The sequence below is a fragment of the Kitasatospora sp. MAA19 genome, from assembly GCF_029894125.1.
Lineage (GTDB): Bacteria > Actinomycetota > Actinomycetes > Streptomycetales > Streptomycetaceae > Kitasatospora.
In genome coordinates, this window is record NZ_JARXYZ010000007.1 from 1 (window position 1) to 26,105 (window position 26,105).

Annotated in this window: 13 protein-coding genes; 9 read left to right on the plus strand and 4 right to left on the minus strand. The window is 73.5% G+C overall.

Annotation, left to right across the window (positions count from 1 at the left end; genetic code table 11):
- Nucleotides 1-33: 33 nt before the first annotated feature.
- From P3T27_RS13415 to P3T27_RS13440, 6 genes are all read left to right on the plus strand, one after another.
- Nucleotides 34-13,881 (plus strand): non-ribosomal peptide synthetase, encoded by a 13,848-nt coding sequence (locus P3T27_RS13415; RefSeq protein ID WP_280677847.1) that lies wholly within the window; start codon nt 34-36, stop codon nt 13,879-13,881.
- A gap of 34 nt (nt 13,882-13,915) precedes the next feature.
- On the plus strand, nt 13,916-14,176 hold the full coding sequence (locus P3T27_RS13420) for an acyl carrier protein (RefSeq protein ID WP_280677849.1): 261 nt from the start codon (nt 13,916-13,918) through the stop codon (nt 14,174-14,176).
- A gap of 28 nt (nt 14,177-14,204) precedes the next feature.
- Nucleotides 14,205-15,446: a beta-ketoacyl-[acyl-carrier-protein] synthase family protein gene (locus tag P3T27_RS13425; protein WP_280677851.1), complete on the plus strand. Its 1,242-nt coding sequence runs from the start codon at nt 14,205-14,207 to the stop codon at nt 15,444-15,446.
- On the plus strand, nt 15,443-16,504 hold the full coding sequence (locus tag P3T27_RS13430) for a beta-ketoacyl synthase N-terminal-like domain-containing protein (RefSeq protein WP_280677853.1): 1,062 nt from the start codon (nt 15,443-15,445) through the stop codon (nt 16,502-16,504). The genes P3T27_RS13425 and P3T27_RS13430 overlap by 4 nt, the downstream gene beginning before the upstream one ends.
- A gap of 92 nt (nt 16,505-16,596) precedes the next feature.
- On the plus strand, nt 16,597-17,337 hold the full coding sequence (locus tag P3T27_RS13435; RefSeq protein WP_280677855.1) for a beta-ketoacyl-ACP reductase: 741 nt from the start codon (nt 16,597-16,599) through the stop codon (nt 17,335-17,337).
- A 53-nt stretch (nt 17,338-17,390) separates the two neighbouring features.
- Nucleotides 17,391-18,593, plus strand: a complete 1,203-nt coding sequence (locus P3T27_RS13440) for a cytochrome P450 (RefSeq protein WP_280677856.1) — start codon at nt 17,391-17,393, stop codon at nt 18,591-18,593.
- A gap of 398 nt (nt 18,594-18,991) precedes the next feature.
- Here P3T27_RS13440 and P3T27_RS13445 read toward each other — a convergent pair whose 3' ends face one another.
- From P3T27_RS13445 to P3T27_RS13460, 4 genes are all read right to left on the minus strand, one after another.
- Nucleotides 18,992-19,768, minus strand: a complete 777-nt coding sequence (locus tag P3T27_RS13445) for an ABC transporter permease (protein ID WP_280677858.1) — start codon at nt 19,766-19,768, stop codon at nt 18,992-18,994.
- A complete protein-coding gene (locus P3T27_RS13450; RefSeq protein ID WP_280677860.1) occupies nt 19,765-20,721 on the minus strand; it encodes an ATP-binding cassette domain-containing protein in 957 nt (318 codons plus the stop codon). The genes P3T27_RS13445 and P3T27_RS13450 overlap by 4 nt, the downstream gene beginning before the upstream one ends.
- Nucleotides 20,722-20,852: 131 nt before the next feature.
- A complete protein-coding gene (locus tag P3T27_RS13455; protein WP_280677862.1) occupies nt 20,853-21,722 on the minus strand; it encodes a DUF4097 family beta strand repeat-containing protein in 870 nt (289 codons plus the stop codon).
- A 71-nt stretch (nt 21,723-21,793) separates the two neighbouring features.
- The gene (locus tag P3T27_RS13460) at nt 21,794-22,336 is read right to left on the minus strand and encodes a hypothetical protein (protein WP_280677864.1); all 543 of its coding nucleotides are present in this window, start codon (nt 22,334-22,336) and stop codon (nt 21,794-21,796) included.
- A 396-nt stretch (nt 22,337-22,732) separates the two neighbouring features.
- Here P3T27_RS13460 and P3T27_RS13465 point away from each other — a divergent pair, with 396 nt between their 5' ends.
- From P3T27_RS13465 to P3T27_RS13475, 3 genes are all read left to right on the plus strand, one after another.
- On the plus strand, nt 22,733-23,536 hold the full coding sequence (locus tag P3T27_RS13465; protein WP_280677866.1) for an alpha/beta fold hydrolase: 804 nt from the start codon (nt 22,733-22,735) through the stop codon (nt 23,534-23,536).
- A 41-nt stretch (nt 23,537-23,577) separates the two neighbouring features.
- The gene (locus P3T27_RS13470; protein ID WP_280677868.1) at nt 23,578-24,639 is read left to right on the plus strand and encodes an RNA ligase family protein; all 1,062 of its coding nucleotides are present in this window, start codon (nt 23,578-23,580) and stop codon (nt 24,637-24,639) included.
- Nucleotides 24,640-24,964: 325 nt separating this feature from the next.
- Nucleotides 24,965-26,014, plus strand: coding sequence for an alpha/beta hydrolase (locus tag P3T27_RS13475; RefSeq protein WP_280677870.1), 1,050 nt, complete (start codon nt 24,965-24,967; stop codon nt 26,012-26,014).
- Nucleotides 26,015-26,105: the final 91 nt, after the last annotated feature.

Sequence of the window (26,105 nt, forward strand, 5' to 3'; positions counted from 1 at the left end):
GTGGAGCGGTTGGGTGTGCCGGGTGGTTGGCGGATGCTGGCGGGGACGTCGGTCAATTTCGATGTGTCGGTGTTCGAGCTGTTCACCACGCTGGGCACGGGCGGCACGGTGGAGATCGTCCGCGACGCCCTGGTGCCGGCCGAGGGTGACGGATGGCACGGCGGGGTCCTCAGTACCGTCCCGTCCGTCCTCGCCGAACTCGTCCACCAGGCCCCCGGACGTATCCGGGCCGATGCCGTCGTCGTGGCGGGCGAGGCGCTTCCGGCCTCCCTCGTGCAGCGGGTGCGCGAGGCGATACCCGGGGTGCGGGTGATCAACGCCTACGGCCAGAGCGAGAGCTTCTACGCGACCGCGTACGTCGTGCCCGAGGAGGGCGTGGGCGCTGGTTCCGGCAGTGTGCCGGTGGGTGTGCCGATCGGGAACATGCGGGCTTATGTGCTCGGTGCGGGGTTGTTGCCGGTGGCGCCGGGTGTGGTGGGTGAGTTGTACGTGGCGGGGGCGTGTCTGGGGCGTGGATACCGGGGCCGGGCGGGGCTGACGGCGGAGCGGTTCGTGGCCTGCCCGTTCGGTGCGGCGGGTGAGCGGATGTACCGCACCGGTGACCTGGCGCGGTGGACGGCCGGCGGGGTGCTGGAGTACGCGGGGCGGGCGGACGCGCAGGTGAAGGTGCGCGGGTTCCGGATCGAGCCGGCGGAGGTGGAGGCGGCGCTGTTGTCGCACCCGGACGTGGAGCGGGCGGCCGTGGTGGCGCGTGAGCGTGGTGACGGCGGCCGGCACCTCGTCGGTTACGTCACCGGAGCCTCCGTCGCGGCGGACAAGCTGCGCGCGCACGTGGCCGGGCTGCTGCCCGAGTACATGGTGCCCTCGGCCTTCGTCCTCCTGGACGCCCTGCCGCTCACCCCGAACGGCAAGCTCGACCGCAAGGCCCTGCCCGAACCGGAGTTCACCACGGGTGCTTATCGGGCGCCGCGGACCGCGTGGGAGGAGGTGTTGTGCGGGGTGTATGCCGAGGTGTTGGGCCTGGGCCGGGTGGGTGTGGACGACGACTTCTTCGCGGTGGGCGGCGACAGCATCCGGACGATCCAGGTGGTGGCGCGGGCGCGGGTGTTCGGGGTGAGGATCACCCCCCGGCAGGTGTTCGACTGCCGGACGGTGGCCGAGCTGGCCGCCGTCGCGGTGGCCGAAGGCGCCTCGGACGCGGTCGTCCTGGCTGAGTTGGAGGGCGGTGGCACCGGCTGGGTGCCGCTGCCGCCCATCGGCCACTATCTGCTGGACCTGACGGACCACCACAGCCGCTTCTCGATGTCCCTCCCGCTGGAACTCCCGGTGGGCATCGACGAGGCGGGTTTGGTGGCGGTGCTGGGTGCGGTGTTCGAGCGGCATGACGTGCTGCGCTCGTGCCTGGTGACGGGTGCGGGTGCGGGTGCGGGTCTGCTGGTCGGTGGGTCGGGGTCGGGTTCGGTGGAGGTGGCGTCGCTGGTGCACCGGGTGGAGTGCGCGGCGGAGTCGTGGCGTGACCTTGCTGGGGCTGAACTGGCGGCCGCTGCGAGTCGGTTGGATCCGGTCGGTGGGGTGATGGCGCAGTTCGTGTGGTTCGACCTGGGTGCCGGGGCTGCCGGGCGGTTGGTGGTGGTGTTGCATCACTTGGTCGTGGACGGGGTGTCGTGGCGGATCCTGCTGCCGGATCTGGCGGATGCGTGGCGTCAGGTGTGTGGGGGGTCGGTGCCGGAGTTGGCTCCGGTGGGTACGTCGGTGCGGCGGTGGTCGCATGCGTTGGTGGAGGAGGCCTGCTCGTCTGAGCGGGTGGCTGAACTCCCCTTGTGGCTGAGGGCTGTCGGGGGTTCGGATCCGTTGCTGGGGTCGCGTGTGCTGGATCCGGTGGTGGACGTGGTCTCGACGGTGGAGCAGGTGCGGGTGGAGTTGGCGCCGGAGGTGACGGAGGCGTTGCTGACGCGGGTGCCGGCGGTGTTCCGGGGTGGCGTGAACGACGGTCTGTTGGCTGGTCTGGCTATCGCGGTGGCGCGGTGGCGGTCGGTGCGTGGGGTGGACGAGTCGTCGGTGCTGGTGCGTCTGGAGGGGCACGGGCGTGAGGAGGCGGTGGTGCCGGGGGCGGATCTGTCGCGGACGGTGGGCTGGTTCACGAGCATGTTCCCGGTGCGGCTCGATCTCGGTGGTGCCGACGTCGAGCAGGCACTTGGCGGTGGCGCTGCGGCGGGCCGGGTGGTCAAGGCTGTCAAGGAACAGCTGTTGGCGGTGCCGGACAAGGGTGTCGGGTACGGGTTGCTGCGGTATCTGAACCCGGAGACGGGTGGGGTCCTCGCGGCGGCCGGATCGACTGGGCAGATCGGGTTCAACTACCTGGGCCGGTTCTCGACGGCCGACATGCCCGAGGAGCTCCGCGGCCTCGGCTGGACCCCCGCCGCCGACGCGTCCGGGCTCGCCGCGCCGCTCGACGCCGACATGCCCGCCATGTCCGTCCTGGAGGTCAACGCCCTGGTCACCGACGGCCCGGACGGTGCCCCTCGGCTGGGCGCGACCTTCGGGTTCCCGGCCGGACTCCTCGACCACGAGGAGGTGGCGGAGCTGGCCGAGCTGTGGTGCCGGGCGCTGACCGGGATCGCCGAGCACGTCTCCGGTCCGGAGGCTGGCGGCCTGACGCCGTCCGACCTGACGCTGGTCGCCGTCGGCCAGGGCGAGATCGAGCAGTGGGAGCGCGACTACCCGGGCCTCGCGGATGCCTGGCCGCTGACCCCGCTGCAGTCCGGCCTGCTCTTCCACGCCCGGATGGCCGATGCGGCCTTCGACGCCTACCAGGTGCAGCTGACCCTGCACCTGGCCGGCCAGGTCGACGCCGAGCGCCTGCGGGCGGCCGGTCAGGGGCTGTTGGAGCGGCACGCCAACCTGCGGACCGCCTTCGTGGACGCCGCCGACGGCACCCCCGTCCAGCTCGTGGTGGACGGCGCCCGCCTGCCCTGGCGCGAGGTCGACCTGCGCGAGCGGGGCGAGCAGGAGCGCGCGGAGGCGCTGCGGCAGCTGCTGGCCGAGGACCTGGCCACGACCTTCGACGCGGCCGTGCCCCCGCTGCTGCGGATGACGCTGGTCCGGACCGGTGAGGACCGCGCGGAGCTGGTCTTCACCCACCACCACATCCTGCTGGACGGCTGGTCGCTGCCGGTGCTGATGCAGGACCTGCTGCGGCTCTACGCCGCCGGGGGCGACGTCGCCGCACTGCCGCCGGCCGGCCGGTTCCGGGACTTCCTGGTCTGGCAGTCCGCCCGCGACCGCGCCGAGTCCGCCCGCGCCTGGGCGGCCGAACTGGACGGCATCGAGGAGCCCACCCTGCTGGCACCCGAGGCGGTCGGTCGGGCGAGGCAGGAGGCGTCGGCCGTCGGCAAGCTCGACGTGCGGCTGTCGCCGGACGACGCGCGGGCGGTGGTGCGGCGCGCCGCCGAGCTGGGCATCACGGTCAACACGCTCGTCCAGGGCGTCTGGGCGGTGCTGCTGTCCCGCCTCACCGGGCGCGAGGACGTCGTGTTCGGCGCCACGGTCTCCGGGCGGCCCGCCGACCTCACCGAGGTGGACACGATGGCCGGGATGTTCATCAACACCCTCCCGGTGCGGGCCCGTTGTGCACCGGACGGATCGCTCGCCGACCTGCTGACCGGACTCCAGCAGCGGCAGGCGGCCCTGCTCGACCACCATCACCACCCGCTGGCCGACATCCAGCACGAGACCGGCCTGAGCACGCTCTTCGACACCCTGGTCGTCTTCGAGTCCTACCCCGTCGACCAGGCGGGCATCGCGGAGGCCACCTCCGCGTCCGGCCTCACGGTGACCGGGCTGACCCCGGCCACCGGCACCCACTACCCGCTGACCGTCATCGCCGCCGCCGACCCGGACCTGCGGCTGATCCTGGAGTACCAGCGACACCTGTTCGACGGCGCGGCGATCGAGGCCGTGGCCGACCGCTTCCTGCGGGTCCTGCGGCAGCTCCTCGCCGACCCGGGCATCCAGGTCGGCCGGATCGAGGTGCTCTCGCCCGAGGAGGAGCAGCGGGTCCTGGTCGAGTGGAACGCCACGGCGGCCCCGCTGCCGGACGGCACGCTCGTGGACCTGGTGGAGGCGCAGGCCGACCGCACCCCGGACACCCCGGCGGTGACTGATGGTCAGAACCTGCTCACGTATGTCGAGTTGGACCGAAGGGCCAACCGGATCGCGCACTGGCTGGTCGAGCGGGGCGTCGGTCCCGAGACCCTGGTAGGCGTCGCCCTGCCCCGGTCCACGGACGCCGTCGTGGCCCTGCTGGCCATCCTCAAGGCCGGCGGCGCCTACCTGCCGATCGACCCCGACTACCCGGCCGAGCGCATCGAGTACATCGAGCGGGACGCCCGCCCGACGCTCACCCTGACCGAACTGCCCGACGCCTCGGCCCACCCGGACACCCGGCCCGAGGTGGCGGTCGCGCCCGGCCATCCGGCCTACGTGATCTACACCTCGGGCTCGACCGGCCGCCCCAAGGGCGTGGTCGTCGCTCACCGCGGTGCGGTGAACCTGGTGGCCTGGGCGGTGGACCGGTTCGGCGTCGCCGCACTGAGCCGGGTGACTGCCGCCACCTCGCTGAACTTCGACGTCTCGGTCTTCGAACTGCTCGCGCCGCTCGCCTGCGGCGGCACCGTGCGGATCGTCGCCGACCTGCTGGCCCTGGCCGACGACCCGGCCGCGATCGCGCCGGGCGGACTGCTCAGCGGTGTCCCGTCCGCCATGGCGGCGATCGCCCGCGACCCCCGCGTCCTGGGAGCGGTCGGGCATGTCGTGCTGGCCGGCGAGGGCCTGGCCGCGCACACCCTCGCCCAGCTGCGTCGCGCCGCTCCCGAGGCGGTGCTCTCCAACATCTACGGCCCCACCGAGGCCACGGTCTACGCGACCGCCTGGACCGCCGACGACCAGGGCCCGGCCGGGGACGCCGCGCCCATCGGCCGCCCGGTGGCCAACACGCGGGTGTACGTGCTCGACACCCGGCTGCGCCCGGTCCCGGCCGGCACGCTCGGCGAGCTGTACCTCGCGGGCACCGGACTGGCCCGCGGCTACCTGAACCGCCCGGACCTCACCGCGGACCGGTTCGTGGCCTGCCCGTTCGGCGCCGGCGAGCGGATGTACCGCACCGGCGACCTGGTCAGCTGGAACGCCGACGGCGACCTGGTGTTCGCCGGACGTGTCGACGACCAGGTCAAGGTGCGCGGGTTCCGGATCGAGCTCGGCGAGGTCGAGTCCGCGCTGGCCTCCTGCCCGGGCGTGGAGCAGAGCGCCGTGGTGGTGCGCCCGGACGCCGAGGGCGGCCGCCGGCTGGTCGGGTACACCACCGGCGCGGCCGAGCCGGAGGCGGTCCGCGCGCACGTGGCCGGGTTGCTGCCCGAGTACATGGTGCCGGCGGCGCTGGTCCGCCTGGACGCCCTGCCGCTGAACCCGAACGGCAAGCTCGACCGCCGGGCGCTGCCCGAGCCGGAGTTCGCAGCCGGCTCCTACCGGGCGCCGCGCACCCCGCAGGAGGAGGTGCTGTGCGGGCTGTTCGCGGAGGTGCTCGGCCTGGAGCGGGTCGGCATCGACGACGGCTTCTTCGAGTTGGGCGGCCACTCGTTGCTCGCCACCCGGCTGGTCAGCCGGATCCGCGCGGTCCTCGGCGTCGAACTGCCCATCCGCACCCTCTTCGAGGCGTCCACGGTCGCCACCCTGGCGGCCGGGCTGGACGAGGCGCGGCGCACCCGCACCCGGCTGGTGCGCGCCGCCGAGCGTCCGGAGCACCTGCCGCTGTCCTTCGCGCAGCGTCGGATGTGGTTCATCCACCGGCTGGAGGGCCCGTCCGCGACCTACAACATCGCCTCGGCGCTCCGGTTGTCCGGCGCGCTGGACCCGGACGCCCTCGCCGACGCTCTGCAGGACGTGGTGGGGCGGCACGAGGTACTGCGTACCCTGCTGGCCGAGGACGCGGACGGCACGCCGTACCAGCGGATCCTGCCGGTGGACCAGGCGGTCCTGGACATCCCGGTGGTGGAGGTCGCGGCCGAGGCGGTCCAGGCGGCGATCGCTGGGGCGGCCGACCACCGCTTCGACCTGTTCGCCGAACTCCCGCTGCGGGCCCGGGTGCTGCGCTGCGGCGAGGACGAGCACGTACTGGTCCTGGTGCTGCACCACATCGCCGGGGACGGCGAGTCGGTCGCCCCGCTGGCCCGTGACCTGGCCGCCGCGTACACGGCGCGCCGGGCGGGCCGGGCGCCCGGGTGGGAGGAGCTGGCGGTCCAGTACGCCGACTACACGCTGTGGCAGCGCGAGCTGCTCGGCGACGAGGAGGACCCGGACAGCCTGCTCGCCGGCCAGTCCGCCTACTGGCACGCGGAACTGGACGGCGTGCCGCAGCCGCTTCGGCTGCCCACCGACCGACCCCGGGCGGCCGTGGCCGGTCACCGCGGAGGCAGCATCGAGTTCACCTTCGAGGCCGAACTGCTCGTCGGCCTGGAGCAGTTGGCCCGGGAGCGGGGCGCCACGGTGTCGATGGTGCTCCAGGCCGGACTGGCGGTGCTGCTGCGCCGGCTCGGTGCCGGGGACGACATCGCGATCGGCTCCCCGATCGCGGGCCGGACCGACGAGGCGCTCGCCGACCTCGTGGGCTTCTTCGTCAACACCTGGGTGCTGCGCCTGGACCTGTCCGGCGACCCCTCCTTCGAGGACCTGCTGGCGCTCGCCCGGGACAAGGCGCTGGCGGCGTACGACAACCAGGACGTGCCCTTCGAGCGGCTGGTGGAACTGCTCAACCCCGAGCGCTCCACCGCCTACCACCCGCTGTTCCAGGTCCTGTTCGCCTGGCAGAACCTCACCCGGGGCGAGTTCGAGCTGCCGGGGCTGCGGATGACGCCCGAGCCGGTCTCCATCGACACCGCCAAGTTCGACCTGTTCTTCAACCTGGCCGAGGCCCCCGACGGGGACGGCGCGATCGGTGTGGTCGAGTACGCGGCCGACCTGTTCGACCGGTCCACCGTCGAGGCGATCACCGAGCGCTTCGTCCGGGTGCTGCGGCAGGTCGTCGCCGACCCGCGCACCGCGGTGGGCGACGTGGACGTGGTCTCCGCCGCCGAGCGGATGCTGCTGGACACCCGCAACGAGACCGTGCTCGACGTGCCCGCGACCCCCGTCCCCGGGCTGGTCGCCCGCCGGGCTGCCGAGACCCCCGGCGCCCCGGCCGTGCTGTGCGGGGACGTCGTCCTGACGTACGCGGAACTGGACGCCCGGGCCAACCGGGTGGCGCACTGGCTGGTCGAGCGGGGCGTCCGCCCGGAGGCGCCGGTGGCGGTGCTGATGAACCGGTCCGCCGACCTGGTGGTGGCCCTGCTCGCCGTGCTGAAGGCCGGCGGGGTGTACGTCCCGCTCGACCCCGACTACCCGGCCGCCCGCATCCAGTACGTCCTCGACGACGCGGAACCCGTCCTGGTGCTGCGGGACGAGGACCTGGCCGGCGACTTCGCCGGGTACCCGGACGCCGACCCGGCGGTCGCCCTCGCTCCGGCCCACCCGGCGTACGTCATCTACACCTCCGGCTCCACCGGACGGCCGAAGGGCGTGGTGATCCCGCATGCGGCCCTGGGCAACTTCCTCGCCGCCATGCGTGAGCGGTTCCCGTTGACCGCCGAGGACCGGTTGCTCGCCGTCACCACGGTCTCCTTCGACATCGCCGGTCTGGAGCTCTACCTGCCGCTGGTCTCGGGCGCCGCGGTGCTGCTCGCGGACAAGGAGACCGTCTCCCGGCCCTCCGCCGTCACGGAGCTGATCCGCCGGCACGGCGTCACCGCCGTCCAGGCCACCCCGTCGCTGTGGCAGACGCTGGTCGCCGAGGACCCCGAGGGGGTCCGCCGGGTCCGGGTACTGGTCGGCGGTGAGGCGCTGCCGGCGGACCTCGCCGACTCGCTGTGCGCCCTGGCTCCCGAGGTCACCAACCTGTACGGGCCGACCGAGACGACCATCTGGTCCACCGCGGCCCGGCTCACCGAGGGAGGCGGCACCCCGATCGGCGCGCCCATCGCCAACACCCGGGTGTACGTGCTCGACGACCGCCTTCGGCCGGTGCCGCCCGGCGTGCCGGGCGAGCTGTACCTGGCCGGCGACGGCCTCGCCCGCGGCTACCGGGGCCGGTCCGCGCTGACCGCCGAGCGGTTCACCGCCTCCCCGTACGGCCCGGCCGGCAGTCGGATGTACCGCACCGGGGACCTGGCCCGCTGGAACGGCCAGGGGCAGCTGGAGTACCTCGGGCGGGTCGACTTCCAGGTCAAGGTGCGCGGGTTCCGGATCGAGCTCGGCGAGATCGAGTCCGCACTGGCCGGCCACCCCGACGTCGCCCGCGCCGTGGTCGTGGCCCGCGAGAAGCAGCCCGGCGACCAGCGGCTGGTCGCGTACGTCGTGCCCGCCCGGGACCGCTCCGGCTCCGGCGCCCGTGACCAGGTCCGCGAGTGGCAGGAGGTCTACGACCAGGCGTACGCCGACGCGGCCGAGGCCGCCTGGGGCGAGGACTTCGGGGTGTGGCAGTCCGCCTACACCGGCGAACCGATCCCGCTGGAGCAGATGCGGCCCTGGCGGGACACCGCGGTACAGCACATCCTGTCCTTCGCCCCGCGCCGGGTGCTCGAACTGGGTGTGGGCTCCGGTCTGCTGCTCGCCCACCTCGTCGAGGCCGTGGACGAGTACTGGGCGACCGACTTCTCGGAGTCGGTCGTCGAGCGGCTGCGCGGCCAGGTCGGCGAGGCCGGCTGCGGCGACCGGGTACGGCTGCTCTGCCGGCCCGCCGACGACACCGACGGGCTGCCGCTCGGCTACTTCGACACGGTCGTGGTCAACTCGGTGGCCCAGTACTTCCCCGACGCGGCCTACCTGGACCGGGTCCTGGCGCAGGCCATGGAGCTGCTCGCCCCCGGCGGTCGGATCGTGGTCGGCGACGTCCGCCACGCGGGCTCGCTACCCCTGCTGCACGCCGCCGTGCAGCAGCTCCAGCAGCCGGGCGCGGAGCCGGAGGGCCTGCGCGCCGCCGTCGAGCAGGCCGTCCGCGCGGAGCGCGAACTGGTCGTCGACCCCGAGTGGTTCGCCCGCTGGGCCGAGGAGCACGCGGCCGGCGCGGTCGACATCCGGCTCAAGCCCGGTCGGGTGCACAACGAGCTGACCCGCCACCGCTACGAGGTCGTCCTGCACAAGGCGCCGGTCCAGGCCCTGGACGGCGCCGGGCTGCCCGTCCTCGTCTGGGGCCGGGACGTCGACGGCCTCGACGACGTGGAGCGGCGCGGCCGTGCGCTCGACCCGGCCGGCCTCCGGGTCACCGGCATCCCCAACGCCCGCCTGACCGGGGAGGCCGCCACCGCCCACGCCCTGGAGGTGGCGCCGCAACCGCAGGCCCCGGACGCCGGCGCCCCGCTCGACCCGCAGGACCTGTGGGACTGGGCCGCCGGGCTCGGCTGGGAGGCGGTGCCGACCTGGTCGCCCGAGGCGGTGGACCGGATGGACGTGCTGGTGCTGCCCGCGCCGCCCACTGCCGGCCGCCTCCTCGCCGGCACCTACACCCCGTCCCGGCGGGCCGACCGGACGCTGGTCAACGACCCGGCGGCCGGCCGCGGCGCCGGCGCCCTGGTGGCCTCCCTGCGCGGCTACGTCCGAGAACGGCTGCCGGAGTTCATGGTTCCCTCGGCCGTGGTGGCGCTCGACGCGCTGCCGCTCACCCCGAACGGCAAGGTGGACCGCCGGGCGCTGCCCGAGCCGGAGTTCGCAGCCGGCTCCTACCGGGCGCCGCGCACCCCGCAGGAGGAGGTGCTGTGCGGGCTGTTCGCGGAGGTGCTCGGTCTGGAGCGGGTCGGCATCGACGACGGTTTCTTCGAGTTGGGCGGGCACTCGCTGCTCGCCACCCGGCTGGTCAGCCGGATCCGCGCGGTCCTCGGCGTCGAACTGCCCATCCGCGCACTGTTCGACGCGCCCAGCGTCGCAGCGCTCACCGAGGCCGTCGGCTCCGGCTCCCGGGCCCGCACCCGGCTGCGCCGGGCCGAGCAGCGCCCGGAGCACCTGCCGCTGTCCTTCGCGCAGCGCCGGATGTGGTTCCTGCACCGGTTGGAGGGCCCCTCGGCGACCTACAACCTGGTGTCGGTGCTGCGGCTGTCCGGCGCACTGGAAACCGACGCGCTGGCCGGGGCCGTGCGCGACGTGGTGGGGCGGCACGAGGTGCTGCGCACGCTGATCGCCGAGGACCCGGACGGGGTGCCGTACCAGCGGATCCTGCCACTCGACGAGGCCGCCCCGGAGATCCCGGTGGCGGAGGTCGCCGCCGCCGAGGTGCCGGCTGAACTCACCGCCGCGGCCGGGCACCCCTTCGACCTGTTCGCCGAACTCCCGCTGCGGGTCCGTCTGCTGCGGACCGGGGAGGACGAACACCTGCTGGTCCTGGTGCTGCACCACATCGCCGGGGACGGCGAGTCGGTCGCGCCGCTGGCCCGCGACCTGGCCGCCGCGTACACCGCGCGCCGGGCGGGCCGGGCGCCCGGGTGGGAGGAGCTGGCGGTCCAGTACGCCGACTACACGCTGTGGCAGCGCGAGCTGCTCGGCGACGAGCACATCCCGACCCCGCTGCTGGAGGCACAGCAGCGCTACTGGACCGAAGAACTCGCGGACATACCGCAGCCGTTGAACCTGCCGACCGACCGGCCGCGACCCGCCCGGGCCGGCTACCGGGGTGACACCGTCGAGTTCGGCTTCGAACCGGAGCTGCTGGCCGCGCTGGAGCGGATCGCCCGGGACCGGGGCGCCACCGTGTCGATGGTGCTGCAGTCGGCGCTGGCCGTGCTGCTGTCCCGGCTCGGCGCCGGCCACGACCTGACCATCGGCTCGCCGATCGCCGGCCGCACCGACGAGGCCCTCGTCGACCTGGTGGGCTTCTTCGTCAACACCTGGGCGCTGCGCCTGGACCTGTCCGGCGACCCCACCTTCGAGCAGGTGCTGGCCGGTACCCGCCGCAAGGCGCTGGCGGCGTACGACAACCAGGACGTGCCCTTCGAGCGGCTGGTGGAACTGCTCAACCCCGAGCGCTCCACCGCGTACCACCCGCTGTTCCAGGTGATGTTCGCCTGGCAGAACTTCGCCGCCGCCGACCTCGAACTCCCCGGCCTGCGGGTGTCCCCGCACGCCGCCTGGACCGACACCGCGAAGTTCGACCTGTTCTTCAACGTGATGGAGGTGTCCGGAGCCGACGGCCGGGGTGTGCGCGGCGGCATCGAGTACGCCACCGACCTCTTCGACCGTGCCACGGTCGCGGCGCTGGCCGACCGGTTCGTCCGGGTGTTGCAGCAGGTCGCCGCCGAGCCGCGGTTGCGTCTGGGGCAGGTCGAGGTGCTGTCGGTGCAGGAGCGGCGGCGGGTCCTGGTGGACTGGAACGACACCGCGACGGGTGTGCCGGAGGGGGCGGTCGCGGAGTTGTTCCGCCGTCAGGCGGCCGTGACGCCGGACGCGGTGGCCGTGGTGGGTGAGGAAGGGGTGCTGACGTACGCGGAGTTGGACGCGTGGTCGAACCGGGTGGCGCACTGGCTGATCGGGCGGGGTGTGTCGGCGGAGGTGCCGGTGGCGGTGCTGATGGAGCGTTCGGTCGAGTTGGTGGTGGCGTTGCTGGCGGTCGCCAAGTCCGGCGGGGTGTACGTGCCGTTGAATGCCGCGTGGCCGGGGGAGCGGCTGGAGTGGATCCGCCGGCAGGCGGGTGCGGCGGTGCTGCTGAGCGACGGTGATCTGGCCGGGGCCGAGGGGTGTCCGGAGACTGATCCGCAGGTCTCGGTGCACCCGGACCAGTTGGCGTACGTGATGTACACCTCCGGTTCCACCGGGGAGCCGAAGGGCGTCGCGGTTCGGCAGAAGGACGTCGTGGCGCTGGCGTCGGACCGGGCCTGGCAGGGCGGTGCGCACGAGCGGGTGCTCCTGCACTCGCCGCACTCCTTCGACGCGACCACCTACGAGCTGTGGGTTCCGCTGCTCGGTGGCGGCACCGTCGTGGTCGCGCCGCCCGGGGAGCTTGATCTGGCCACTTTGGCCGGGTTGTTCTGCGATGCGCGGATCACCGGAACCTGGCTGACCGCGGGTCTGTTCCACCTGCTCGCCGAGCATCGTCCGGATTGCTTCGCCGGGGTGCGTGAGGTCTGGGCCGGTGGGGACGCGGTCGCCGCGGAGGCCGTTCGGCGGGTCCTTGCCGCCTGCCCGGGCACGGTGGTCGTGGACGGGTACGGGCCGACGGAGACCACGACCTTCGCCACCCGCCATGCCATGCGAACGCGTGAGGAGGTGCCCGTTGCCGTTCCGATCGGTACGCCGTTGGACAACATGCGGGCCTACGTCCTCGACGAGCGGCTCAGCCCGGTCCCGGTCGGCGTGACCGGCGAGCTCTACCTCGCCGGAGCCGGACTGGCCCGCGGCTACCTGAACCGGCCCGGCCTGACCGCCGAACGCTTCCTCGCCGACCCGTTCGCCGGCGACGGCACCCGGCTCTACCGCACCGGCGACCTCGCCCGGTGGACCGGCGACGGCTTGCTGGAGTACGCCGGCCGCGCCGACGCCCAGGTCAAGGTACGCGGCTTCCGGATCGAGCCCGGCGAGGTCGAGTCCGTCCTCGCCGCCCACCCCGGAGTAGGACAGGCCCTGGTGCTGGTGCGGGAGGACACCGCCGGCGACAAGCGGCTGGTGGCCTACCTGGTCGGCGACGTCGACCCGGCGGAGCTGCGTGAGCACAGCGTCGAGCGGCTGCCCGGCTACCTGGTCCCGTCGGCCTTCGTGGTCCTGGACGCGCTGCCGCTGACCGCCAACGGCAAGCCGGACCGGGCCGCACTGCCGGCCCCGGAACTGCCCGCCGCCGCCTACCGGGCGCCGCGCGACGCCCGGGAGGAGATCCTGTGTGCCCTGTTCGCCGAGGCCCTCGGCCTGGACCGGGTCGGCATCGACGACGGGTTCTTCACCCTCGGCGGCCACTCCCTGCGGGCCATCGGACTGGCCAACCGGGTTCGTGAGCTGCTCGGCGTCGAGGCGCCGCTGCGGACCCTGTTCGAGGCGCCCACGGTCGCGGAACTCGCGGCCCGGCTGGCCGGTGACACCGGCACCAGTCAGTCCGCCGATCCCTTCGCCGTGGTCCTGCCGCTGCGCACCGGCGGTGAGGAGAAGCCGCTGTGGTGGATCCACCCGGGCGGGGGCCTGTCCTGGTGCTACCTCGGCTACGCCGGCCGGGTGGCGGACAACCGGCCGGTGTACGGCATCCAGGCACGTGGGCTGGACGGCACCTCGCCGCTGCCCGCATCGATCGAGGAGATGGTCGACGACTACCTGACGGAGCTGCTGGCGGTGCAGCCCGAGGGGCCGTACCACCTGCTCGGCCTGTCGTTCGGCGGCACCCTCGCCCACGCCATGGCCGCCGAACTGCGCCACCGCGGCCACGAGGTGGCGCTGCTCGCCCTGCTCGACTGCGCGCCCAGCGACTTCTTCGCGGAGACCGCCGGGACCGCCGACGCGGACGAGGACCAGATCCGGGCCATGTTCCGGCTCTACGTCGGACACCTGGCCGGAACGGAGGAGTACGACTCGCTCTTCGAGACCATGACCAGGATCCAGATCGAACACATGGCCCTGATGGGGAAGTTCGACGCGCCCGTCTACGACGGCGACGTGGTCTTCTTCCGCGCGGCCCACAACTCCTGGGCGTCCTACGCGCCCCAGTGGAAGCCCTACGTCATGGGCGGGATCCGGGAGTTCGACATCGACTGCACACACCACGGAATGCACCTGCCCGAACCCGCGGCGCAGATCTGCGCAGTCGTCAACCAGTTGCTCGACGGACAGTGACCGGCCGGCCGGCCGGACACAGGAGGGAAACACCATGACCAGCACAGCGATCGACACGGACCTGCGCGACAAGATCCGCGACATCGTGGCGGACGTCCTGGAGGTCGAGGTCGAGGAGGTCTCCTGGACCGCCCACTTCCAGGACGACCTCGACTCCGACTCGATGCGGGCGATCGAGCTGCTCGCCCAGCTGGAGCGGCACTTCGACGTCTCCATCAAGCAGCAGGAGCTGCTGCGGATGCAGGACCTCGCCAGCACCTACGAGGTGGTGCTGGAAGCGCGGGGCGGCAAGTAACGGACGGGCACGAACGGAGGAACCCGATATGGCAGGACAGACATCCGCGCGGCGACGCGTGGTGGTGACCGGTCTGGGGGTCATCAGCAGCATCGGCCTGGGCGCGAAGGAGTTCGCCCGGGCGCTGCGGGAGGGCCGCTCCGGGGCACGGACCATCACCAGCTTCGACACCAGCGGTTTCGAACACACCACGGCTTGCGAGGTCACGGACTTCCATCCCGAGGAGCTGCTCCACCGCCTCGTGCCGGCCGACACCGGCCGGGCGAGCCAGCTCGCGGCGGTCGCCGCCCGGCTGGCCGTCGAGGACGCGGGCCTGGCGGCGGAGGAGGTGCGCCGCCGCCGCTCGCTGATCGCGGTGGGCACCCTGAGCGGCGGGGCCGACGAGATCGGCATGTCGGTCCGCGAGCAGCTCGCGGCCGGAACGGGGGCGGTCGACCGAGGCCGGGCCCGCCGGGCTCGGTCCGGGCGGTTGTCCGCCGACATCGCCCAGGAACTGGGCCTGCTCAGCACCGAGGCGGTGACCGTGCCCACGGCCTGCGCGGCGGGCAACTACGCGATCGGCTACGGCTTCGACGCAGTGGCCGCAGGCGAGGTCGAGCTGGCGCTGTGCGGCGGCGCGGACGCGTTGGTGCGCAACATCTTCGTCGGCTTCTACCGGCTGGGCACCATCGCCCCCGACGTCTGCCGGCCCTTCGACAAGGGCCGGCAGGGCATCCTCACCGGCGAGGGAAGTGCCGTCCTCGTCCTGGAGAGCCTGGACTCGGCGCTCGCCCGGGGCGCCCGGGTCTACGCCGAGGTCCTCGGCCATGGACTGGTCTGCGAGGCGCACCACCCGGTGGCCCCCGACCGCGACAGCATGGCCGCCTGCATGAGCCGGGCGCACGCCAATGCGGGCATCACCGCCGACCAGGTGGACCTGATATCCGCGCACGGCACCGGCACCCTGGCCAACGACGCCACCGAGGCCTCGGCCATCCACCAGGTGTTCGGCGACAGCCCGCCGCCGGTGACGGCGCTGAAGTCGATGCTCGGCCACTGCATGGGCGCGTCCAGCGCGCTCAGTGCCGCCGCCTGCGCGATCGCCCTGGACGAGGGATTCATCCCGCCCACCATCAACCACATCGAGACCGACCCGGAGATCGAGATCGACTGCGTGCCCAACACGGCCCGCGCGGCCGACCTGCGCATCGTGCAGAACAACGCGCTCGCCTTCGGCGGCAACGACGCCGTCCTCCTGATGGGCCGAATCGACCGGGAGGTTCGTCCGTGAACAGTGTCATCACCGCGTGGGAAGCGCACTCCCCGCTCGGCCGGACGGCCGAGGGGCACCGGCAGGCCGTGCTCGACGGTCCCGCCGCCCCCGAGGCCGGATCCCGCCTGGTGCCCGGCTTCGACATCAAGGAGGCCCTCGGCCGCAAGGGCATCCGGTCCATGGACCGAGCCACCGCACTCGCCGTGGTGACCACCGGCCGGCTACTGGAGCGGACCGGGCTGGGCAAGGACGACCGTCGCTGCGCCGACGACGAGCTGGGTCTCGTCCTGGGCACCACCGAGGGGAGCCTGCAGAGCCTGACCGAGTTCGACCACGACTCCTACACCCGGGAGAAGCCCTTCGACGTGCCGCCCAGCCTCTTCCCGGTCGTGCTGATGAACTACCACGCCGGACAGTGCGCGATCTGGCACCGGATCAAGGGCCCCAACTCCACCATCTGCGGTAGCCACCTCACCTCGCTGCTCGCCCTCAGCTACGCCTGCCGGCTGCAGAGCAACGGGCACGCCAGGGCGGTGCTGGTCGGTGCGGTGGAGGAGTGCTCGGACGCCCGGGACTCCTACGAGCAGGCGCGCAACGAGGACGATCCGCAGCGGCCCTCCGGCGAGGGGTGCGTGATGTTCCTGCTGGAGCCGGCCGGACCCGTCGGCAAGGACGGGCCCGGCGGGTCCGGCGGCCCGCACGGCGAGGGGGCGGCGGTGGTCGCCGTCGAGTTCGGGTTCTTCCCGGAGCCGGACCTGGTGCGCCCCGCCGTGCGGGACTGTCTGACCCGGGCCCTCGACCGGGCCGGGGTCGAGCCCGGGAAGGTCGCCGTGGTCGCGCCGTCCCCCGCCCTCGGGCCGCGCGGCGAGGCCGAACTCGCGGCGATCGCCGAGGTCTTCGGCGACGTACCGCTCGCCACCGCCAGCCTCGACGCCCTCGGGGACACCCGGGCTGCGGCGGCAGGCTTCCAGCTGGCGGAGCTGCTGTCCCGGCCCGGCGAGCCGGGCCGGCTGGTGGTGGCCACCGCGACCGACGCGGAGGGCCGGGTCGGCTGCGCGCTGCTGCGCATCGGCTGACTTCACCGCGGGTGGGACCGGCGCGCCGTGCGCGCCGGTCCCACCCGCGGGCTCCACCGTTCCCGCCCCACCTACCAGCAAGGAGGATCGACATGTCCGGACGTCCGGTGGCACTGGTCACGGGAGGCTCACGGGGCATCGGGCGCGCCACGGTGCTGCGCCTCGCCGAACACGGCTACGACGTCGGGTTCTGCTACCACTCCCGCGGCGACCTCGCCGCCGAGGTCGAACGGGAGGCGAAGGAGCGCGGCGCCCGGGTGCACGCCCACCTCGCCGACGTCTCCGACCCGGCCGCGGCCCGGGAGTTCGTCGAGGCGGGCGAGGCGGCCCTGGGCCCCGCCGAGGCGCTGGTCACCAGCGCCGGCATCACCCGGGACCGGCCGGCCGTCCTCACCTCCGACGAGGACTGGCAGCAGGTGCTGCGTACCAACCTCGACGGCACCTTCCACGTCTGCCGGGCCGCCGTGTTCGGCATGGTCAAGCGCCGCCGGGGGGCCGTCGTGACCCTCTCCTCCGTCTCCGGCGTGTACGGCAACGTCGGTCAGTCCAACTACTCGGCCGCCAAGGCCGGCGTCTGCGGCTTCACCAAGGCACTCGCCAAGGAGGTGGCCGGCCGCGGCGTCCGGGCCAATGCCGTCGCCCCCGGCTTCATCGACACCGACATGACCGCCGACCTGCCCGAGCGGGTGCGCGCGCAGGTGGTGTCACGCGTTCCGCAGGGCCGGCTCGGCACTGCCGACGAGGTGGCCGACCTGGTGCTGTTCCTGCTGTCGGACCGGGCCTCCTACATCACCGGCCAGGTCCTCGGCGTGGACGGCGGACTCACTCTCTGACCAGCCGCCGTTCCCCTTCCGCTGTCACACCTCTCCTGGAAACGGATTCCACCATGACCGAGACCTTGCTCCCCGAAGTGATGCCCGCGCCGACCGACGGCGGCGCCGCCCTGCTGGACTGGGCCTGCCGGATGCGCGAGGAACACCCCGTCGCCTTCGACGGGAAGCTGCGGATGTGGCAGGTGTTCCGGCAGGAACACGTGCAGCGCGTGCTGACCGACCACGCGGTCTTCTCCTCCGACATGTCGGTGATCGCCCCCGACCAGATGTTCCGCTCCGGGAACATCACGCAGATGGACCCGCCGGTCCACCGCAAGTACCGCAGCCTGGTCAACAAGGCGTTCACCCCGCGCACCGTCGCCGACCTCGCCCCCCGGATCAGCGAGCTGACCCACGCGCTGCTGGACGAGGTGGACGGCGCGGACCAGGTCGACCTGGTCGACGCCCTGCTCTACCCGCTGCCGATCACCGTGATCTCGGAGCTGCTCGGGGTGCCGCAGTCCGACCACGAGCTGTTCCGCTCCTGGGTGGACAACCTCTTCGACGCCACCTTCGAGAACCCCTTCGACCCGGACCTGGCGCGGAAGGCGACCGAGGCGGTCGCGCCGATGAAGGAGTACCTCCTGGAGCACGTCCGGAACCGCAGGAGCCGGGCCCGCGACGACCTCATCACCAAGCTGGTGCAGGCCGAGGTGGACGGGGAGCGGATGACCGACGAGGAGGTGATGACCTTCTCGGCGATCCTGCTGCTCGCCGGGCACGTCACCACCACCCTGCTGCTCGGGAACACGGTCCGCTGCCTGGACGACAACCCGTGGGCCGTGGACCAGTTGCGGGCGGACCCGGGGCTGGTCCCGGCCGCGATCGAGGAGTCGCTGCGGCTGCGGCCGCCGTTCAACGCCAGCGGCCGCATCACCACCCGGGAGGTGGAGCTGGCCGGCGTCACCATCCCCGCGCAGCAGCCGGTGTTCGCGAGCATCCTCTCCGCGAACTACGACCCCGCCCGCTTCGCCGACCCGCACACTTTCGACCTGAACCGCTTCGGCCAGGGCCGGGACACCCCGCCGCACTCGGCCTTCGGCCACGGCGTCCACTTCTGCGTGGGCGCTCCGCTGGCCCGCCTGGAGGGGCGGATCGCGCTGGGCATCATGCTGGAGCGCTACCGGGAGATCCGGCTCGACACCGACCGCACCGCCGAGTACTTCGCGAACCCCAACTTCAACGGCCCGAAGAAGCTCCCGGTCGTCCTGAGGTGAGGGAACCCGAGGGGGAGCACCCTTCCACGACGACGGCCCGCGGCGAGACCGCGGGCCGTCGTCGTTCGAGCTCGGGCCGGACGGGCTGTGGACTCCGCCCTCGCGGAGGGGAGTTCGGGGACCGGCCGCAGCATCCGATCCCGGGGCTGTCGGTCTGCGGCCGTGCGGCGGACGACCGACCGGCCACCGGCCCCCGGGCGCGCGACGGGTCGTGCCTGCGGTCGGTGGCCGTACCGCTCCACGTTCCGCACGCCGCCGGCCCCGTTGCAGCCGAGGTGGCGCTCCGGAGCACGGCAGAGCCCCCGGCGCCGGGTGGGCCGGGGGCTCTGCTGGGACCGCCGCCCGTTCAGGACGGGGGTGGCGAGAACGGACAACGGCCGTTCGGGGTGACCCGCGGGTCAGCGGGAGGGGGAGCGCTCGAAGGCCGAGCGGGCCCAGACGTAGCCGACGAGGCTCAGGACGACGCACCAGACGGCGGACCAGAGCACGCTGTTGCCGACCGGGGTGCCCATCAGCAGGCCCCGCACCGCGTCGATGAAGGGGGTGAAGGGCTGGTGCTCGGCGAACCACTGGACGCCCGTGGGCATCGACTCGGGCCGGACGAAGGCGCTGCTGACGAAGGGCAGCACCTGGAAGATCAGGGTGGAGCTGTTCGCGCCCTCGGGGGTCTGCGCCACCAGGCCGAACGCGACGACCAGCCAGGTCAGGGCGAAGGCGAGCATCACGACGATGCCGAGTGCGCCGAGCCAGCCGGTCAGCCCGGCCTTCGGGCGGAAGCCGACGGCGAGCGTGATGCCGACGACCAGGGCGGTGCCGATGACGGTCTGGATGACGCTGCGCACGACGTGGCCGGCCAGCACGGACCCGCGGGAGATGCCCATGGTGCGGAACCGCTTGATGATGCCGGACTTCATGTCGGTGTTCACGGCGATCGCGGTGCCCGAGGCGCCCATGATCGCGGCGATCAGGATGACGCCGGGCGCCACGTAGTCGATGTACGGGCCCGAGCTGACGCTCGGAGCGATCGAGCCGCCCAGCACGAAGCGGAACAGGATCAGCATGATCAGCGGCACGCCGAGCGAGGAGATCATCAGCAGCGGGTAGCGCATGCTGTGGCGGAAGTTGCGCCGCATCATGGTGCGCGTGTCTCGGAGCGCGTAGTTGGCGGTGCTCATCGTGCGGCCTCCTGCTTCTTCTCGGCGCCGGGACGGCTGGTCAGGGCGAGGAACACGTCGTCGAGGTCGGGCGTGTGCACCGACAGGGTCTCCGGCTCGATCCCCTCCTGGTCGAGGCGGTCGAGGACGGCGCGCAGGGCGCGGACGCCGCTACCGGGGACCTGGAGGGCGAGGGAGTCGGGCTCGGGCGAGGCGTCGAGCAGGCGGGCCGCGGCCGTGAGGTCCCGCTCGTCGGTGAACTCCAGGCGGATGTGGCCGCCCGGGATGCGCCGCTTGAGCTCCTCGGCGGTGCCCTCGGCGACGAGCCTGCCCTGGTCCAGCACCGCGATGCGGTCGGCCAGTTGGTCGGCCTCCTCCAGGTACTGGGTGGTCAGGAAGATCGTGGTGCCGCCCGCGACCAGCTCGCGGATGATCTCCCACATGGCGCGACGACTGCGCGGGTCCAGGCCGGTGGTCGGCTCGTCGAGGAAGATCACCCGGGGGTCACCGACCAGGGTCATGGCGAGGTCGAGGCGGCGCTGGGTGCCGCCGGAGTAGGTGGCGGCGACCTTCTTGGCGTGCTCGGTCAGGTCGAAGCGCTCCAGGAGCTCGTCCACCCGGCGCCGCCCGTCGGCGGGGGAGAGGTGGCACAGCTCCGCCATCAGCAGCAGGTTCTCCTCGCCGGTGAGTAACCCGTCCACCGCCGAGAACTGGCCGGTGACGCCGATCGAACGGCGGACCGAGCCGGGGTCGCGGGCCAGGTCGTGGCCGGCGATGTGCACCTCGCCGGCGTCCGCCGCGACCAGGGTGGACAGGATCTCGACGGTGGTGGTCTTGCCGGCTCCGTTGGGTCCGAGCAGGGAGAAGATCGTCCCCTCGGCCACGTCCAGGTTCAGGTCGGCGAGCACGACCTGCTCGCCGAATGCCTTCCGCAGTCCGCGTACGGTGATGGCGGACCGCCGTGGTGCAGTCATGTCCCCTCGATTCGTCATGAGCGTCAACGTCATCGGTCGTTCCTTCGATCGGGCCGGATCCGGCGGGTCGGGTGGTGTCGGGCGTTCGGTGCCGGCCGGTCCGGCTCCGGTGGGCAGGACCCGACGGTCGGTCAGTCCAGCGGGTCGGCCGTGGCGCGCCGCACGACGATGTCGCCGAACTGGGTGCGGGCGTGGACCTCGACGGTCTGCGCCGTCGCCGCGGGCTTGCCGGAGTCGTCCAGCAGGTTGCGCACGCTGCCGGTCTCGGACTGGGCGTCGACCCAGGCGGCGACGCCCTCGCGGATGCCGACCTCCAGCCCGCCGCCCCCGGACGTCAGGCTGACCTTGCCCTGCGAGACCTCGTCCACCATGATCCGGCCGGCGTCGGTCTTGGCGGTGAGCCCGGCACGGATCCGGCGGACGACGAGGTCGCCGGCCGAGGCGCGCAGTTTGGCGTCACCGGCGATGTCGCCGATCTCGCTGTCGCCGGCGAGGTTCTTGATGACCGCGGTCCCCTCGATCGCGCGGATCCGCAGCTTGCCGCCGCCGGTGCTGACCTCGGCGTCGCCGGCGACGCGGCTCACGGTGACGTCACCGAGGTCGGTCTTCAGCCGTGCCGGGCCGACCTGGCCCAGTGCGATGTCCCCACTGCCGGTGCGCAGGTCGCAGGAGCCGAGCAGGCCCTCGAAGTCGTAGCCGCCCTCCTGGACGGCGCCGCGTACCCGGGAGCCCGCCGGCACCTGGACGGTAGCCCGCACCGAGGCGCCCTTGCCACTGCCGATGCCCAGGTAACCGCGTTGCCGAGGAGCCTTCACCACGAGGGTGCCGTCCTTGAATTCGACCGTGGTCTTCTCGGCGGCGGTCACGTCCGCCGCGCTCGCGGGGTCGCCGGGGGCCACGTCGACGATCGTGTCGGAGCGGTCACCGGCGATGACGCGGGCGTCACCGATCACCAGATCGAGCTCGACGTCGATCGGGGCGGGGGTTTCGAAAGTGTGCATGACAAATCACTCCTGATGCGGGTCGGGTGCGCGGTGCGGTGCGGCGAGTCGGGGCGGTCGGGGGCGGTCGGTCAGTGCACCCAGCCGCTGAAGTTGCGGCCGGGCCGGTCGGCCCCGGCGGCGCGGAGCCTGCTGCGGTCGAGCTGGTCGATGGCGTCGGTCAGGGTGCGGGCGATCCAGGCGTTGGTCGAGAGGCCCCCGGCGCCGGCCTCCTGCTCCACCCGGGCTTTGAGCGGCTCGGGCAGGCGCAGGGTCATCCGGGCCACGGCACCGTCCGTGACGTCGAGCGGCGTCGCGGGTGACGTCATCGGCGTCACCGGTGACGTCACCGGCGTCTCGGTCGGTCGGTGCGCCTCCTCGGGGGTGGTCTGCGGTGGGGGAGTGACGACGAAGTCGGCCACCCCCTTCCGGAGACGCAGGTCCACCGAGCCGGGCGCGAGCCCGGTCGTGATCTCTTCCGCCGCGTCCGACAGGGCGTCCAGCAGTGTCAGCCGGACGGCCGCCTCCATCGGGCGCAGCAGGCGCTCGGTGAGCTCGACGGCGTCCGGCCCATTGGATTCGGCGGCCGCCGTCAGCTCCTGTCGCAGCTTGCCCACATACGCTTCGAGGTTCATGACGTCAGCTTGCCACACTTGTGACGTCACGGCAACCCCGGATGACGTCATGGTGACGTCATCCGGCGTCACTCGTGGCGTCGCGCGCCTTGCCGCGGCGCTGTTCAATTGTTCGGATTCATCGGTTGAACGCCTTGCTGGATGCCAGGAGTCGTCCGCGCGGAATAGAGAATAGCGGGGGTGCCGTCACCCTGTGCCAGTACCTTCAAGTGCACGTTCAACTGCGTAGGTTGAGTTACCGAATGGTCTTATATTCTCGCCGCGGAATTCGTTGAACCGTCCCGGAATGCGGGGCGCGGAAAAGCGTCAGGCCCCTTGTCGGCGACTATTCGTTCTCTTCGCGCCGCCGACCCCGGCAGCGCGCCCCGATCACGCCTTCCGGAAGGTGAGTTGACCATGACCGCAGTGAAGAGCCGGGTGGGACGCGGCACCTGGATCCGGCAGTACCACCAGCCCACGGGCGCCGGCCCGACGCTGCTGTGCCTGCCGCACGCCGGCGGCTCCGCGACCGCCTACGTCGGCCTGTCCAAGGCGCTGTCCGCGACGGCCGAGGTGCTCGTCGTGCAGTACCCGGGCCGACAGGACCGGATCGCCGATCGGCCCGTCGACGACATCCGGGAACTGGCGCGCCGGATCGCCGACGCCCTCGACCCTTGGCTGGACCGGCGGCCGGTGCTGTTCGGCCACAGCATGGGCTCGGTGGTGGCCTACGAGGTGGCCCTGGAGCTCCAGGCGCGCACCGGGCAGGGCGCGGCCGGACTCATCGCCTCCGGGCGGGCGGCGCCGTCGGTCCGGCAGGACCGGGGGGTGCACCTGCGGGACGACGCCGGTCTCACCGACGAACTGGCCGAGCTGTCCGGCACGGCCACCGCCCTGCTCACCAACCACGAACTGATGGCCGCCGTGCTGCCCGCCCTGCGGTCCGACTTCCGGGCCGTGGAGACGTACCAGGGCGCCCCCGGCGCGCGCGTCGACTGCCCGATCAGCGCCTACGGCGGCGCCGCGGACCCGCATGTGAGCCGCGAGGACCTGCTGAAGTGGCGCGATCACACGACGGGCGGGTTCTCCGCCCGCTGGTTCCCCGGCGGCCACTTCTACCTCCAGCCGCAGCAGTCCGCGGTGGCGGCGGCGGTGGCCCAGGACCTCGCCGTCTTCGCCTCGCGAGGCCCGGTGGGGAGCGGTGGGGGCCTGAGCGGGTAACTCCGTTGCCCCGGCGCGGGACGGCGGCGAGGATCGAGTCCGTGTCCGACACCACGTTCGACGACGCCGCGCTGCGGCCCTACCCCAAGATCCCCGCGCGGGCGCGCTCCGGTGCACCCGGCAGCCGGGAGTGGACCGCCGCGGAGAAGGTGCACGGGGCGCACTTCGCGGTGGTCTGCGACGGCGCCGGGGCGGTCCGTGCGGCCAAGCGGCGCGAACTCCTGGACGGCGAGGCGCTGGACGGCTTCTTCGGCGTGAGCCGGATCTGGCCGGTGATCTCGGTGGCGGCCGCCCGCCTCGCCTCCGCCGTCCGCGGCGTCCGCGGCGGGCGGGGTGACGAGGCGGTGGTGACGGTCTACGGCGAACTGGCCGGCGGGTCCTACCCGCACCCGGACGTGCCGGCCGCCGCCGGGGTCGAGCCGGTGCAGACGGGCGTCTGGTACGCGCCGGACCTGCGGTGGTTGCCGTTCGACGCCACCGTGGAGACCGCCGACGGCCGGTGGTGGATCGCCGACCGCGACCTGCGCGCCGCCGCGGCCGCCGCCGGGCTCAGCTGCGTACCGCTGCTCGGGCACGGCCCGCTGAACGTGCTCCAGGAGCTGCCGGTGGCCTTCCCCAGCCGGGTGCCCGCGCTGTTCGGACTGCCCGAGCCGGCGGACAACCTCGCCGAGGGGTACGTGCTCAAGCCCGCGGGGGAGTGGCGGGAGACGGGCGCAGCGGTCCGCCCCGTCCTGAAGGTGAAGCAGCAGGCCTTCGCCGAGGACGAGCGCTACGACGGCGCCCGTCCGTACCTCGTCCCGCCGCAGGGCGCGGCCGGGGTCCCCGCCTGGCTCCTGGTCCAGGCCTCGGCCCTGCTCACCCCCGCCCGCGCGGCCGCCGCCGTCAGCAAGCTCGGACCGCGGACGCCCGAGGACGTCGTGGCGGCGGAGATCACCCGGGACGTGGCGGAGGACCTCGCCGAGGCGGTGGGGGGATTGGACGGCGACGTCCTGCGCGCACTGGAGGGCGCCCTCGGGCCCGGGACGCGCACCCTGGCGGCGTTCGACGCCGAGGACCGGCGTGCGCGGACGGGCCGGGGGAGCAAGGCGCGGGACCGTTCCTGACGGCGGCGCGGCCCCCGGCGGGCGGGGGAGGGGGCAGGGGGCGAGCCGTCAGCTGCCGCCGTCGGCCTTCGTCCGGTCGCGGTGGGACTCGGGCCGGCCCGGCGCTCCGGCCGTGCCCCGGCCGGTCGTTCACTCGTGCGAGTGAGAGTCGCCGGCACCGGCCGCCTGCGCCGGTCGGCCGGGTCGGTCGGGTCGAGGGCGGGTGAAGGGGGCGTCGAGGGGGCGTCGAGGGGGCTTCCCAGGCCGCCGGGCCGGGCCCATCATGGGCACCCGGTCAGGGCCCCCGGTCGAGGGGCTCCGGGAGCGGCCCCAGGAGGCAGCAGCGATGACGATTCCACTCCCTGTCCGGATCCAGGCCGCCGTCGTCCGGGGCGCGTACGCGCTGCCGGAGGGGCTGCGCCGGGCGATCGCGGGCGCGCCGGTGGTCCGGGACGGGCAGGTGCTGGCACTGGACGCGCAACTGATCCTCAAGCTGCAGCGGCTGTCGAAGGCCGCCCTGGTGATGCCCGGCGGCGTCGGGCCGTCGCGGGCCGCGATGGAGCACGCGCGGTACCTGGTGGGCGGGGCGAGGATCGAGCCGGTCGCCGTGCGGAACGTCGGGATCCCGCAGGAGCAGGGCGAGTTGGCGGCCACGCTGTACACGCCCGGTGGGCTGGCGGCGGGCTCCGGGCTGCTGGTGTACCTGCACGGCGGGGGCTGGGTGGTCGGCAGCCGGGCCAGCCACGACCACGTGGTGCGGTTCCTGGCGCAGCGGGCCCGGGTGCGGGTGCTGTCGGTGGAGTACCGGCGCGCGCCCGAGCACGCGTTCCCGGCGGCGGCGGACGACGCGCTGGCCGCGTTCGACTACGCCTACGCCAAGGCGGTCGACCTGGGCGCCGACCCGGAGCGGATCGCGATCGGCGGGGACAGCGCGGGCGGGAACCTGGCGGCCGTCACCGCGCAGGTGGCGGTGCGCCGGGGCGGGCCGGCACCGGTGTTCCAACTGCTGCTGTACCCGGCGGTCGACGCCTCCGTCCGGCGGCCCTCGCGCGAACTGTTCGGTGACGGCTTCTTCCTGACCAGCGCGGACATGGACTGGTTCCTGGACCGCTACGCGCCCGGGCCGACCGACCCGGCCGACCCGCGGCTGTCGCCGCTGCTCGCCGCCGACCTGTCCGGGCTGCCGCCCGCGTACGTCGGCACCGCGGGCTTCGACCCGCTGCGGGACGAGGGGGAGGCCTACGCCGAGGCGCTGCGGGCGGCCGGGGTGACGGTGCGGCTGAGCCGGCAGCCGGACCTCATCCACGGCTACGCCAACTACCTCGGTGTCGGCCACCGCTTCCGGGAGGCGACGGCGGAGGCGGCGGAGGCGCTGCGGGGCGCGATCGGCGGGTGACGCGGGGCGGTGTGGGGCGGGGTCCGGGTGGGCCCCGCCCTTCGTCGTGCTCCGAAGCGGGGAGGGGGCGCGGGCCTCGGGCCGTGCGCCT